Consider the following 14272-nt stretch of genomic DNA (forward strand, 5'->3'; position numbering starts at 1 on the left):
AAGCCACTAAGCTTTTGCCTCAGTGGTACTTTTTTTCAAAACCTTACAAAACTGTTCAACCATTACTTCTCGGTCTGCAGCCTTTACTTGGCTGGTAAATATGGTTGCAAGCGTATTTCCTAGGGCCATGACAGCAAGGTCACGGTCTGCTTTGTTTTTTTCAATGGCAACAAATATATCTTGCATCAGTGCTTCAAATTCTTCATTGCTATACTTCGACTGAATGGGCATACATTTGTCCTATGATTTTTGTGCGAAAACTCGGTACAATTACGCAAAACCTCGCGTTGATTGCGTCAAAGTATAAAGGCAGTTACCGCGAACACCAACTTTTGTTGTTCTGAGCGTCAATATAGCCTTAATTCGGTGAAATGTCAGACAACCCCAAACCAAAAGGTTCTTTTAATTTTATGAGTGCGAACGTTCAGCAGTTTGTTGTGCACAGAATATTGCTTACTAACGACGGTAAATTAAATTTTTTACCACGCGGTAGCTGTTTTGAAGTCAATAGCGAAATCACCAGTCTTGGTGCTCAGCTTCATACAACCTTTAATACTAAGCCAGGTAAAGGTGTTGGCGGATTCAACGATGAGCAAGAAAATCCTGTTAAAGACCTGTTGCCCGACGTTATAAGCGGTGATCTTGATTTTCATGAATTCAGTTTAATCGCGGGTAAGCATTTACTCGATACCATCGTGAATGAAGCGATGCTTGAAACCGGCTTTGTTATTTTTAATCGATATGAGTACCTTGCTACCGATTACCTAATGATTGCCATGCTCGATACTAAAGAGCATGTTGAAGTTAACCACCATTTAGAAATCAGTCAAAGCCAGCATTTAGATTTGTCTAAAATGCAGATTGCGGTGCGTATAGACCTAACGCAGTTTGATATAAACAAAGAGCAAAATCGCTATATCAGCTTTCTAAAAGGACGAATGGGGCGCAAAGTCGGCGACTTTTTCATGCAATTTATTGGTTGTGAAGAAAAGGTAGACATTAAGCAGCAAAATAAACGGCTTTTGCATGAGGTAGATGAGTATTTATCAGCAGAGCAGCTAGACGCGTCTGAAAAGCAAGAGCATCGTCAAGCATTGGCAGAATACTACAAACAAAAAGTAGACCTTGGCGAAGAAGTGCAAATTACTGACTTAGATAATGTATTGCCCCGCCAAGGCGCTACTGAAGATGGCTTTTCAACGTATAACGCATCGCTACCACAGCCAATCGAAGCCCAGTTTCAGCCCGACCGCAGTATGATGACGGCAATGAAAAAATTCTCCGGCGCGGGCAATGGCGTATCCGTTAGCTTCGATAGAAAGCTTCTTGGTGAGCGTGTGCAGTATGATGTACACACCGATACTCTTACAATAAAAGGCGTTCCACCAAACTTAAAAGACCAGCTGACGAAGTCTGACAACAGCGGGTCTGGGCAATGAAGTTATTTGTAAATGACCTTACGGTCATGGATTTTTCTTACCTTTGTCCAAAGCGTGGCATGGTGGGAGAGAGCTGGATAGTCGATATCGTGCTCGACGGCGGTTTAAACGAAGAAAGCATGGTGCAAGACTTTGGGATTGTGAAAAAGCAGCTTAAACGCTTAATAGACGACTACGTAGACCACAAACTTGTTGTGCCCGCTGAGTGTGAACGGGTAAGGATTGCTAAAGATCAAACCCAAGGACGCGTCCAAGTCGATTTTAGCTTTGGCGCAGATTCGCTTCATAATGCTAAAACAATTCACCTATTGTGCCCACCTGAAGCTTACGCATTTGTGTATGACACCAGTGTGAATATGGCCTCGGTTACCGCCTATTTAAAAGATATTATCAAAACTCATTTGCCAGACAATGTGCAGGGCATAGACATATTTCTGCGTGAAGAAGTTATCAACTCTGCGTTTTATCATTACACTCATGGTTTGAAAAAGCACGATGGTAACTGCCAGCGTATTGCGCATGGGCATCGCTCGAAGGTCGTAATTATAGAAAATGGTGAGCGTAGCGAGCAGCGCGAACAGTTTTGGGCCAAGCGCTGGGCTGATATTTACATTGGAACGCGAGAGGACTTGGTAAAGGCGTCTGAGCTTAAACTAAGTGCTGATATAAGCGACGATACCCACTATTGCTTTGCATACGAATCTTCGCAAGGTGAGTTTGAAATGGCCATTGTGAAAAGCTCGTGCGAAATAATTGAATATGACTCAACAGTTGAGTGCCTCGCACAATTTATGCTTGAACGCCTAACCGAGATGTCTGATTCAAGCTTTATGGTAAGCGCGTTTGAAGGTGTAGGTAAAGGCGCAATAATTTCTAACGATTAGGGCAAGGCTGTAGGTACTGAACGCGTTTACGAGCACGGCTTTGATCTCGAATTTGAGCAACAGAGGTGTAAGCACATGACGGTTGCGGCGGTTATGACACAGGCGAGCAGACTAAAAAACATCGCTGTGACGATGGTTATTCAACATTTCGCAAATTTTCAGCTAAAGCGTACTGCGTTTCATCGCTATTTATTACTATGCGCATTGTTGATTGCATCTTGCATGTTTTCACATGGCGCGCATGCGCAAACGCCACCTGTGCTCATAGGCGAAATGACGCAGGGTAGTTTGATTCGAGGTAAAACTCAGCCGAATACTAGCGTGTGGCTTAACGGTGAGTCGCTTGACGTTTCAAGCGACGGTCATTTTGTGTTCGGTTTTGGTCGCGACGCAAACCTGTCACACACGCTCGAGTGGGAGTTCATGGGCAAAAAAGCGTCTTTGCCTCTTACCCTAGCGCAACGAGAGTACAACATCGACCGAATCGAAGGCGTAGAACAAAAATACGTGAGTCCACCTGATGAGGTGCTTGCCCGTATCAGGCAAGACAACCGTAAAATCGCAAAGGCTAGGGCGGTCAGCTCAAATCTACAAGACTTTCTAGATGATTTCATTATTCCTGCCAAAGGGCGTATATCTGGCGTTTATGGCTCACAACGCGTGTTTAATGGACAGCCCAAAAGGCCACATTTTGGCCTAGATGTCGCCAATAGTGTTGGTACTCCCGTAATTGCACCGGCAGGTGGCGTCATTAGCCTTGCAGATGATGATATGTATTATTCAGGCGGTACTCTTATTATGGACCATGGCTTTGGCGTATCTTCGACCTTTATACACTTAAGTAAAATTCATGTGGTAGAGGGGCAGAGAGTTGAAAAAGGCGAATTGATTGCAGAGATTGGTGCAACAGGCAGAGTAACTGGCCCACATCTAGACTGGCGCATAAACTGGTATAAAGAACGTCTCGACCCAGCTTTGCTATTAAGAGAATAATAAAATAATAGTAAAAAAATAGTTATGTAGCGTCTATGGTGCTGCATAACGAGCACCATAGACGCTAGTAAACGCTATACGTCGTAGGTGGTAGACGCCGTGTTACCGCCGCGGCCTGTCCAATTTGTATGGAAAAACTGGCCTCTTGGTTTGTCTTTACGCTCGTATGTATGCGCACCAAAATAGTCGCGCTGCGCCTGTAGCAAATTGGCCGGTAAGTGTTCTGTTCGGTAGCCGTCAAAATAGCTTAGCGCTGCTGAGATACACGGCATTGCTACGCCGTTTAGTGTGGCTGTAGCCACCACATTACGCCATCCCGGCTGAGCGCTAGCCAACATATCCTTGAAGTAATTGTCGAGCATCAAGTTATCTAGCTTCGGATTATTGTCGTAAGCTTGCTTGATATTGTCTAAAAATACCGAGCGGATGATGCATCCTTCACGCCACATCATAGCAATCGAACCATAATCTAAATGCCAGTTATATTCGCTGGCAGCCTCTTGGATAAGGGCAAACCCTTGTGCATAAGATACGATTTTTGCGGCTAAAAGCGCTTGCTTGATATCGTCAATGAACGCGGCTTTATCGCCAGTGAATGATACTTCAGGGCCCTTAATTGCTTGCGCTGCAATTACTCGCTGTGGCTTAAGCGCTGACAAACAGCGAGCAAACACCGCCTCACCAATTAAGGTAAGTGGAACGCCTAAGTGAAGAGCCGTTACGCCTGTCCACTTGCCGGTGCCTTTTTGCCCAGCAGTGTCTAAAATTTTCTCAACTAATGGTTCACCATCCTCTTTGAAGGCAAGAATGTCAGCGGTAATGTCAATTAAATAGCTAGACAGTTCTGTTTCTTTCCATTGTGCAAATACTGCTTGGATTTCATCGGCCGACATACCCAAGACATCGCGCATCAATAGATAGCCTTCGCAAATAATTTGCATATCGCCATATTCAATGCCGTTGTGCACCATTTTAACAAAATGGCCTGCACCGGCCTCACCAACCCAATCGCAACAAGGAATAGTAAGTTCACCGTTTTCATCCTTTACTTTCGCTGAAATTGCTTGAAAGATAGGTTTAACGTGTGGCCATGCCTCAGGATTACCGCCCGGCATAATCGACGGGCCCAATAGTGCACCTTCTTCACCGCCTGATACACCCGTGCCCACATATAAAATGCCTTTTGCGGCAAGGTCTGCGGTACGGCGATTCGAATCTTCAAACTGACTGTTGCCGCCATCTATAACAATATCACCTTCGCTAAGGTGAGGAAGCAGCAGGGCGATAAAATCGTCTACCGGTTGCCCTGACTTAACCATTAACATGATTTTACGCGGCGAGCTCAGCGAGGCCACCAAAGACTCGATTGAGTCGGCACCGCGAATGCTTTTTCCTTGAGCGCGTCCGGATAGAAAGCTTTCAACTTTATGATAAGAGCGATTATAAGCGGTAACGGTAAAGCCCTTACTCGCCATATTGAGAATTAAGTTCTCGCCCATTACGGCTAGTCCAACTACAGCAATATCTGACTGTTCTTTCATAAAGTTCCTTGATTACGTGATGCCCTTAAAATTAAGCGCTTGTTCTTAGCGCCTGTATAAACGACAAAATAAAAGTTGTGCTTATATTGTAAGTTCAACCGTGCTTATGACAACTACTTATTCTGTTAGCCCGTTATTTTATTTACTAATAATTAAGCTGAGCAATAAATACAGTAATAGTTACAGTAATAGTTACATTAATAAATAAAGGGCTATTTGCATTTTAGGATTGGAAACAGCTATTTTAAAACCGTTCTGACACGTCTGTTTTTTGCAAACCTTGGTTGGGTAGTTAAAAAACGATATTAAGCGCCATTAACGAGCGCATTGCACAAGCTTATCTTTAATTACTGCTGCAGGGAATTCGCTTTTACACAGAGGGATTGAGATACTTCGATGAATAGGAGAGAACACCTGCAGTGAATAACTGTTTCTGCAAAGTTCAGTGTTTATGCAGATTTGTTTAATTTATTGTTTTGAAGAGCTTGACTCTCACCTAAGGTAATACTTCAAGCTGTTGATGTTGGTAATTAAGAAGTAAGAAGTAAGAAGTAAGAAGAACGGATAATTCAAATGGCGGCTAAAAACCTATATACCGTTGGACAGTTGAGTAAGCTGATGGGAGTAAGCGTGCGTACATTGCATGTTTATGACCAGAAAGGAATTCTGATGGCCAAACGGGGCGGCAATGGCTACCGATTTTATACCAGCTATGATGCTGCCTTGTTGCAACAAATCATTGTCTATCGTCAGATGGACATGAGCTTGCAAGAAATTGCGACAATCGTTCACGATGAAAACTTCGATCTTCTTCGCGCGCTAGAGAAACAGCGCAGATTACTAATCGAGCGTCGGGATAATACCGACAATATGATTAAGCAAATTGAGGTATCAATCAAAATGGCTAAAGGTGAAGAAAATTTCGAAACAATTCTTGCGGGACTACCACAAGATAAAATAGAAGAGTGGAAAGCAGACCTTAAAAATGATGAGTTTGGCGATGCGGTCTTTGAGGCTTATGGAAAAATATCCGAGGACGACATCAAAGACTTAAAAACAGAGGCCGACGACTGGACTGAGAAGTACTTAGCCGTAACGCATCTTCCAGTAAGTGACGAACAGGTTCAAAAACTGATGAAAGATGCCTATGTGATAATGAATCGCATGTATTACGACACTGTCGACGACTTTGCAGGGGCGAACTATGAGTTTGTCAAACTCGCTTGCGAAAACGGAAGAGTAGACAAAGTGGTTGTCGATATTTATGAAAGCTATCAAAAAGGCATGGCAAAGCATTATTTCGATGCACTAGAGTATTTTGCAGAGCATACTCTTCAACATGATGAAGAAGCGTTTGTCCATTTAAGATAGTTTCTGAATGTGGCTCTAAGAAACTAAATCTCAATATAATCGCTAAGCCGATGTGGTGGTCTCAAAACTACCACCTTTAGCTGCGAGACATCAAAATAAACAGAACAAATAGAATTAAAGACGTTACATTCAGTGTAGGTTCTGCACGTCGCCTTCTCTTCATGCTTCGTATCATATCCTACACATTCCGACGCTAGTCGCCGAATTTGTTTATTTTTAACTTACTTACACCATGCATCGATGTGGAAAACTCAATATTCGATTTTAAAAAAGCGCGTGTTTTCGGTTTAAACCCCGTTTTCAGAGTTTACGATCAAACCTAAAACAGATGATGACCTTCGGGTGGCTTAGCTTGAGGCTAAAAAGTTAGCGAGTTCAATTCAAAAAGTGATGCCAACGAATGGCGAATTTATAAACAAGATGGTATCTTTCCTTAGATCGTGAATAGTAAAACGGGCATCAGCCCTGCGCCATTTCAGTTTATTGCAGCGGCAACTTAGGACACTCTTAATGAATAGAACTACCACCCGTAATATGTTTTCAGTTTTGTTCGCTACGCTAATGCTCGTGAAAAACTTCGCACAAGCGCAACAGCAACAGGTCCAGCGTGCAGTTGGCGATAGAGTCATGATGGCTGGTAGTTTTTGCCCATTAGGCTCGTGGCCAGCTGAAGGACAATGGTATGATTATGATGTAAATGATAATGCTGAGCTTTTTCAAAAGTTCTATGATCCTAGCGAGCACAGGCGAAACGGATTCTACCTGCCAGATTTGCGCGGCGGTCCACTCACTCAATGCATCGTATTTTCTCGGGATTTCGAAGGTCAACGTTATCTTGGAGAAGTTTATGAAAGTGAAGGTACCTGCCCCTTAGGTTCAGTCGCGACCGACGGCAAGAGCTTGAGTATTGGGGAAGCGCTTAATTTATATGGGCTAATTGGTGCATCTTATGGCGGAGACGGTGTCAGCAACTTTAAGCTACCAAGTTTAAACAATCTCGACCCATTCTACTGTATATCCATAAATGGGCTGTATCCTAAAAAAAATTCACAAAGCAGACCGATATCGAGTTAATAAGAGCTGTAGTTTAGTTACTTAACTGACAGAGCTATTATTTATAAATAACGCTATTCATTGACTTTCGATTGCTATATCTTTGATTTTATTTAATTTTTTCGCCCTAAAGGGACGCAAATAGTCAAATTAAGTAATAAATACTGAAACAAGCAGCGAGGGTGAGGGTCGCCTATTCTCGCTAACCCTCGAGTCCGAGCCACCGCATAAATGCGCTTTCATCTTCAATGGTAAAAAAGCAGGTATCTAATTGTGCAGGGCGTGCTTTTAGTTTCACTTCAATTAGCTGCTCATCTCGCATGATATGCAGGGTAACGGTATCCTCTAGCGCCGTTGCTTGTAGCATTCTATTGAGTTTTGAAGGACTTGCTTTGAAGCCATTGCACGCAACAATGATGTCATTTAATTGTATGCCGGCTTGAGCAGATGCGCTAGAGGCTAAAACTTGCGTTACTTTCATGCCCAATGATTGCTCTGCAAACATCAAACCTAAATCTCGGGTTTGCGGCAGTTTTGCAGGTTTGCCGCCTTTATCCGTAAAGGTTTCTCTGCTTCGCATATTAAGACTCAAACCAATGCTGTTAACCATACTAGATAAAGGTAAATCCATTACCGAGTCTACCGCAACGTGTAAAAAGCTCGACACATCGATGCCTAAGCTATGCTTACAAATATCGGCAACAACGTTATCTAATGTGCCGCTTTCTTGTTGACCAAACTGTTTCCATAGCTCACGCATTACATCATCTAACGAATACTTGTTGTCGCTCTGCTGGCGAAGTGTAATATCAAGTGCAAGCGCAACAATAGAGCCTTTCAAGTAATAACTTACAATATGATTTACCGAAGATGCGTCTTGCTTATAAAATCGTGTCCAAGCATCAAAACTCGATTCTGAAATACTCTGTAAATGCCTCCCGGGGTTTCGCATTAGGCGCGTGACGCTTTGTCCTAAGATTTGGCAATACTCCAAAGGCGATATCAACTGGGCCCTAGCCAGCGTGAGGTCGTCATATAAAGACGTGAACCCTTCATATATCCAAAGCTGAGGCGTGTAGGTTTCTTGACTTAAGTCTGGCTTTAGCATGACTTTCGGGCGAATACGTTTTACATGCCAAGTATGAAAAAGTTCGTGCGAGCACAGGCTTAAAAACTGTTGATAGCTCTCGCTTTTCTCCTCGCTGTCGCCAAGCATAGGCAGGTCAAACCGAGCGTATTGAAGCACGGTAGACGATTTATGCTCCAATCCGCCAAAGCCGTTTTCACATAAAAGAGTCATAAACCAATATTCGTCTACCGGACATTCACCAAACAAACGAATATGGTGCTCACAAATTGGTTTTAAATCATCGCATATGCGGTCTAAATCCATAGTTTCTCTGCCGGTAAACACCACATGAAAGGTCACGCCGCTTACCACAAAACTGCGCTTGCAAAGATCGCCACTAAGTACCGGATGGTCTATGAGTATGTCGTAGCTTTCACTTGCGTATACTGGGTAATCGCGGTGTAAAGTGTGCGGATAGTTTTCGCTTAGCGGCATCGCAGTTTGAGTTTGCCAGTGGGCGACTTGTTCGTTTGGCAGTACTTGCAAATAGTGAGTAAGATGCTCATGCCCGACTACATTTAAAAGGGTGCTGGTTCCGTTAAAAAAAGCAAATTCGTGATTGATGTAAGCGCTTCTTACCGATAGGTCAAAGGCAAAAATGCGATAGGTTATATCAAGTTGTTGAAAAAGCGCATCGTTGCGAGCCCTTATCTGCCACGTTTGCTTATCTGTTTTTTGAATGACAAGGTCGTTATGCTGACTTTGAATTTGCAACACATTGCGAGCAAAGTCTCTGATCATATAGCTACCGGGGATCCAAGCGGGCAATGTTAGCTCAATCCTATTTAGCGGCTCAGGCAGATGCGCTTTGAGACCAACCTCAAACAGATGTTCAGATAAATTAATCGCAGATATTTGATAACTTATAAAGGCTTGATGCATGTAAACTCGTGAATAACAAAAATTTCGCGTTATGGTAGCAAGAGCGATGCGCAAAACATAGGGCAGGGCGCTCATGCCTTGTTTAAACCTTGTTGAATGATGAGACTCGATGTAAACTTTGCTTTAACAAGTCGTCAACAAGTCAACAACAAGAGTGATGTATGCGCGAAATAGAAAGACTCATTAGCCACTATGGTGAAAGCCATCAGAATAAAACCAATATTCTCATTCACGCAGTTGCTGTTCCAAGCATCTACTTTGTCACAATAGGCTTAATTTGGTCCATTCCTGTACCCGAGATACTTGCGCAGATGCAGGTAACCTGGGCGCATGTGTTGGCAGTCCCCACGCTGTATTATTACTTTAAGCTGTCTGGCCCTATTGGTGCGGCCATGACTTTACTTACGCTAGCCTCCTTTGGCGGAATTAAACTGCTGGTGATGATGAATATCAGCGTTTGGCAGTTTTGTTTAGCCCTGTTTGTAGTGATGTGGGTCTTACAGTTTGTAGGGCACAAAGTTGAAGGCAAGAAACCCTCGTTTTTTGAAGACCTTCGGTATTTACTCGTCGGTCCAGCGTGGTGGTGGGTACACTGGCTAAAACGCATGAACATTCAATATTGATATTTATATTGCTACAGTCTTACATCGTAAACCTTTAGAAATAGACGTTAGAAGTAGGTTCACGTTACAGAAGGTAGCGTCTTGGTAAGAGGCTACATTCACAAGTGCCCCCTAACCAAGCAGGGTGATTTTATCTAGCATGCTCATTGAATAATGATTAAGAGGTTTACGGTCTTCTCTGCTCGTGCCTAAGGGAACAGACTCGGGATAGCGATGGCGTATGCCCGCCATCCGGCCGCGTTCATCATTTATCACCATTTCAACTGCAAAAGCACCCAGCTTTGAGGCCAAAATACGGTCTTGCCACACCGGAGAACCGCCCCGTTGAACGTGTCCTAACGTTAAAATGCGCGTATCTATGCCCGTCTCCGTCTGAAGAGAATCGCATAGAATATTGAGACCACCGGGCCATAGGTTTTCGGTTATTACAATAATGTGGCTGCTATTTGCATGATTTTTACGGCGTTGGTCAAGCTTATCTAAAATGCGTACCAGCTCATCGGCAGCAGATTCAAAGGTTTCGGGCAATACCACGTGGTCAGCGCCGCCGGCGATTGCAGAGTTTAGTGCAATAAAACCCGCTTCTCTTCCCATTACATCAACAATAAAAATTCGCTCAAATGCATCAGCGGTATCGCGCACTTTGTCTATGCTCTCGACCGCGGTTTGAATGGCGGTATGGTAGCCAATCGTGTAGTCAGTTCCCGCAATATCGTTATCAATCGTACCTGGCACACCTATAACAGGTTTGTCCCATATATCTTGGAGTAGTTCAGCGCCTTTAAAAGAGCCGTTGCCTCCAATCACAATTAAACCATCTATGCCGGCTTCATCGAGATTTGCAGCAGCTTTAATCCGGTGTTCTTCTTTAGTAAATTTTTCGCAACGCGCGCTGTACAAAACCGTGCCGCCACGCTGTATTAAATTTCTGATATCTCTATGCTCAAACTCAACAAAATCTTGCTTTAAAAGGCCATTGTACCCATGTTGATAACCAATGACCTCGATACCTTCGTTGCGTGCGGCTAAATACGCTGCGCGTATGCAAGCGTTCATGCCCGGTGCGTCGCCACCAGATGTCAAAATTGCAATTTTCTTTATGCTCATTGGAAACCTTTTTGGGTTTTATTGTCGTATCTAGCATAACAAATTCGTGTTAAAGGAAAACAACTGCATGAAGAAAATTATCGTTTTATTTGCAGTACTGCTCATAACAGGATGTTCAGCAAAGTTTGCGTATAAAAATCTCGATTGGTTGGTTTACTGGTATGTAGATGATTATGTTGAACTCAATAACGAACAAGAAGATAAATTTGATGCCTATATTGCCCAGTGGCAGGCCTGGCATATTCAATCGGAACTTCCCAAATATAAAGCGCACTTAGAAGAGCTTAGCAACGATATTTACACGCAAAATATAAGTATTGAGCGCATGAGCTATCATCAACAAAAAGCCCGAGACCATTGGTATCGACTGCGGGCACACATCGCGCCCGGTATGGCAGATATGGCAACCACCTTGAGCGAAGAGCAAATCACTTATTTTTTTGCAGCGCTTGAAAAAGAAAATGTTGAAGACGAAAAGGAAAGAGCCAAGCGCGAAGAAAAAAGCGCTCAAGAGCGGAAAGAGGCATGGATTGAGCGTAATCTTGATAATCTAAGTGACTGGCTTGGCAAACTTAACGATGAGCAAAAATCATTTGTAGAAAATAGTTACGGTCGATTTCGGTCAAACTCTAGCAACTGGGTAAGCTACAAGCGTGCCTACCAGCAAGCGATGCGCAGCGAATTTGCATCACCCGACCGTGGTGAGCGTTTTAAGCAAAGAATGATCGCGTTAATAAATAACCCTGAGGCGTATCGCAGTTCAGAAATGATTGAAGTGAGTGAGCATAATGAACGCGAGACTAAACTTTACATGTTGAGCTTATTCACGTTGAGTGATGAAAAGCAGCGTCGACATTTAATTGGAGAAATTGAAGATTTAAGAGACGATGTAGTGGACTTGGCGCAGTAGCTACAGCCTCATGTCAGCATTTTTTACACTTACAATACCCATTCGAACCGGGGCGGGCATTTGTTATTGGAAATCAATGCTTTATATGAGGGTTTTTAATGGCATGTTACTTGCTCCTTGCATGTGAATCCTGAAATAGATGCTTTCAGGTTAGTATTTCTAAGGACGAAACATGCTAATTGCAAACAAATTTTCAAGATTAACATTCTTATCAGCGGCTATTTCAACAGCTTTGGTAGTATCAACTGCTAATGCTATTGAGATTGTTACTTCTGAAGACCCAGCCGTACTGGCAAATTCACTCATTATCCCTGACTCGGGCGTTACGGTTACCAGCTCAGCGCTCAGTTTTGGTGTTGTTGGGGAGGGTGGTGGCCCAATCATTCCTGAATTCGAAGGTTTGGATGGCGTTTTGACAAGTCTAGATGATGGCCCACTTGAGACGGGTCCTTTCGAAGATGGTCCAACGCCCAACGAAACCATAGAAAGTCAAGCCGGTGTGTTTACCAACAATACAGGCACTTACGGTTTACCTAGTCAAGGCGGGCTAGTGTTCAGTACCGGCGACGTGAATGATTATGGCGATGGTGAAAACACAGCAAACGGCAATTCAACTAGCTTTGGTAATATTGCAACCGGCGGTCAAAACGATATCTTAAGTTCAATTACCGGTCAGTCAGAGCATTTTGACCCTGTTGTTTTGGATTTAACGTTTGACGTTAGCGAAGATGTAAGCGTCATTTCTTTTATTGCGGCATTTGGCTCCGAAGAATTTCCTAACTTCGTCAATTCAGGCTTTATTGACGGATTTGGCATGTTCTTGAACGGTGTAAATGTTGCTGGTGCTCTGCCAACAGGCGGTGTTGCAGGTGACCCGCTTCTGCCTATTAATATCAATCACCCAGACTTCGCTGCCATAGAAGGTACTGAGTTAAACGGTGTAATCGCTCCAAACGGTGTTCCGTTAGTGCGATTTGATGTGCCCGTAGAGCCGGGTAGCACGGGTAACACCTTTCAGCTCATTCTTGCTGATGCGGGAGACTCTGCGTACGATTCAACAATATATCTAAGCAGTTTCGGTAACTTTGACAGCGAAAGCGGAAACTCTGAGTTTACGCCAATTTTACCTGACCCAAGCAACCCTACTAATGAAGATGGCGCTTTTGTATTTGTATTACCTGAAGTGGATGCTGGCCAAACGATTTGGATTGATCCAGACATTGCCACTGGTTACACCTACGCTGTAGAAGATGGCGGACTGTTTGCAAGCGTTACGGCTCCATCACCATTGAGCGTTAATGATACAAACGGCTATACACTGTCGTTCATGGAAAATGGCGTTATGCAGATGGTTGACCTCGCTGCAGGCGGCACTTACTTATTTGGTACGCCGGTAGATATGTTTACTATCAGCGGTATTGATGTTGATTTGATGCTTAATCCTAATGACCCAACCGTTTTTGTTACTGGTGTGTCGTTTGCTGAAGCAGGTACATATACTGTTACGCAACTACCCATTACAACGTTTGTGCCAGATTCAACAGAAGTTTCTGCGCCAGGCACACTTGCTCTAATCAGCTTGAGCTTGTTCGGTTTAATGGTATTTAGAAAAAAACGCGCTTAATTTAGACGCGTAAATAATGCTAGACTCAAACCCGAGCGGGATTAACCGCTCGGGTTTTTTTATTTATAAAATCGTTATTGAGTATTACTTGATGAAAAAATTAGTAAACATCGTACTTACGCTTATGTTATTGAGCGCAGCTTCAATAAGCGCTGCTGCAGACGCCGACGGTAAATTTGCCGTGAAGGGTGCAGGTAAACGTTTATGTTCAAACTTTATTGTCGCGGCAAATGAAAAAACAACCGACTATTATTTATATGGGGGGTGGTTGGAGGGTTATTTGAGTTCATATAACAGCTTCCAAAGCGATAATTACGACATTACGCCTTGGCAAACAACAGAACTGATGCTGGCTTTTTTGCTGCAGCACTGCCACTCAAATCCTGATACGCATTTTTTGTCAGCGGTGAATTCCCTCATTAAAACGCTCTTTCCAATCAGGCTTACTAAAGAGTCGGAGTTGGTATCAATTAACGTCAATAATGCTACAAGCTACTATTACACCGAGATAATGACCCGTGCGAAAGAGAGACTCAAACATTTGGGTTTTATAGAGGGTAATATCACCAGCGGATATAATGAAGACGACATTAAAGCGTTTACTGCTTTTCAGAAGTCGATAGGCTTAAAGCCAACCGGCGTGCCGGATCAACAGACGCTCGCTAGTTTGTTTTTGCGTCCAACTAACAATAAAAACTAGATATGCTTGTGCGGGG

Annotated in this window: 13 protein-coding genes; 9 read left to right on the forward strand and 4 right to left on the reverse strand. The window is 43.4% G+C overall.

What is annotated here, in order from left to right; translation table 11 throughout:
* Positions 1-6 precede the first annotated feature (6 nt).
* Positions 7-231, reverse strand: coding sequence for a YejL family protein (locus ACFO4O_RS03225; RefSeq protein ID WP_382405913.1), 225 nt, complete (start codon positions 229-231; stop codon positions 7-9).
* 179 nt (positions 232-410) lie between these two features.
* Here ACFO4O_RS03225 and yejK point away from each other — a divergent pair, with 179 nt between their 5' ends.
* From yejK to ACFO4O_RS03240, 3 genes are all read left to right on the forward strand, one after another.
* Positions 411-1439, forward strand: coding sequence for a nucleoid-associated protein YejK (gene yejK / locus ACFO4O_RS03230; RefSeq protein WP_382405915.1), 1029 nt, complete (start codon positions 411-413; stop codon positions 1437-1439).
* Complete coding sequence (locus ACFO4O_RS03235) at positions 1436-2323, forward strand: 6-carboxytetrahydropterin synthase (RefSeq protein ID WP_382405917.1); 888 nt, start codon at positions 1436-1438, stop codon at positions 2321-2323. Before yejK ends, ACFO4O_RS03235 begins: the two co-directional genes overlap by 4 nt.
* A 222-nt stretch (positions 2324-2545) precedes the next feature.
* Positions 2546-3316 carry a M23 family metallopeptidase gene (locus tag ACFO4O_RS03240; RefSeq protein ID WP_382408210.1) on the forward strand — a complete coding sequence of 257 codons (771 nt, stop codon included), beginning with the start codon at positions 2546-2548 and terminating at the stop codon, positions 3314-3316.
* 74 nt (positions 3317-3390) lie between these two features.
* Here the strand turns inward: ACFO4O_RS03240 and gnd are convergent, their stop codons facing one another.
* The gene (gene gnd, locus ACFO4O_RS03245) at positions 3391-4857 is read right to left on the reverse strand and encodes a decarboxylating NADP(+)-dependent phosphogluconate dehydrogenase (RefSeq protein ID WP_382405919.1); all 1467 of its coding nucleotides are present in this window, start codon (positions 4855-4857) and stop codon (positions 3391-3393) included.
* A 573-nt stretch (positions 4858-5430) separates the two neighbouring features.
* Between gnd and ACFO4O_RS03250 the strand changes: the two genes are divergently transcribed.
* On the forward strand, positions 5431-6228 hold the full coding sequence (locus tag ACFO4O_RS03250; protein ID WP_382405921.1) for a MerR family transcriptional regulator: 798 nt from the start codon (positions 5431-5433) through the stop codon (positions 6226-6228).
* A gap of 510 nt (positions 6229-6738) precedes the next feature.
* Entirely contained in the window at positions 6739-7302 is a 564-nt protein-coding gene (locus ACFO4O_RS03255) for a tail fiber protein (protein WP_382405922.1), read from the forward strand.
* A 181-nt stretch (positions 7303-7483) separates the two neighbouring features.
* On the opposite strand, the gene ACFO4O_RS03260 is transcribed toward ACFO4O_RS03255, so the two are convergent.
* Entirely contained in the window at positions 7484-9292 is a 1809-nt protein-coding gene (locus tag ACFO4O_RS03260) for a M61 family metallopeptidase (RefSeq protein ID WP_382405923.1), read from the reverse strand.
* Between the two features lie 161 nt (positions 9293-9453).
* Between ACFO4O_RS03260 and ACFO4O_RS03265 the strand changes: the two genes are divergently transcribed.
* A complete protein-coding gene (locus ACFO4O_RS03265) occupies positions 9454-9915 on the forward strand; it encodes an Mpo1 family 2-hydroxy fatty acid dioxygenase (protein WP_382405924.1) in 462 nt (153 codons plus the stop codon).
* A 111-nt stretch (positions 9916-10026) separates the two neighbouring features.
* Here ACFO4O_RS03265 and ACFO4O_RS03270 read toward each other — a convergent pair whose 3' ends face one another.
* Positions 10027-11022 (reverse strand): ATP-dependent 6-phosphofructokinase, encoded by a 996-nt coding sequence (locus ACFO4O_RS03270; protein WP_382405926.1) that lies wholly within the window; start codon positions 11020-11022, stop codon positions 10027-10029.
* A 67-nt stretch (positions 11023-11089) separates the two neighbouring features.
* Between ACFO4O_RS03270 and ACFO4O_RS03275 the strand changes: the two genes are divergently transcribed.
* From ACFO4O_RS03275 to ACFO4O_RS03285, 3 genes are all read left to right on the forward strand, one after another.
* Positions 11090-11932: a DUF6279 family lipoprotein gene (locus ACFO4O_RS03275; protein ID WP_382405927.1), complete on the forward strand. Its 843-nt coding sequence runs from the start codon at positions 11090-11092 to the stop codon at positions 11930-11932.
* A 172-nt stretch (positions 11933-12104) separates the two neighbouring features.
* Entirely contained in the window at positions 12105-13556 is a 1452-nt protein-coding gene (locus ACFO4O_RS03280) for a choice-of-anchor L domain-containing protein (protein ID WP_382405928.1), read from the forward strand.
* Between the two features lie 16 nt (positions 13557-13572).
* Positions 13573-14256 (forward strand): peptidoglycan-binding domain-containing protein, encoded by a 684-nt coding sequence (locus ACFO4O_RS03285; protein ID WP_382405929.1) that lies wholly within the window; start codon positions 13573-13575, stop codon positions 14254-14256.
* The last annotated feature ends 16 nt before the right edge of the window (positions 14257-14272 follow it).

This window comes from Glaciecola siphonariae (assembly GCF_042652645.1).
Classification (GTDB): Bacteria; Pseudomonadota; Gammaproteobacteria; order Enterobacterales; family Alteromonadaceae; genus Glaciecola; species Glaciecola siphonariae.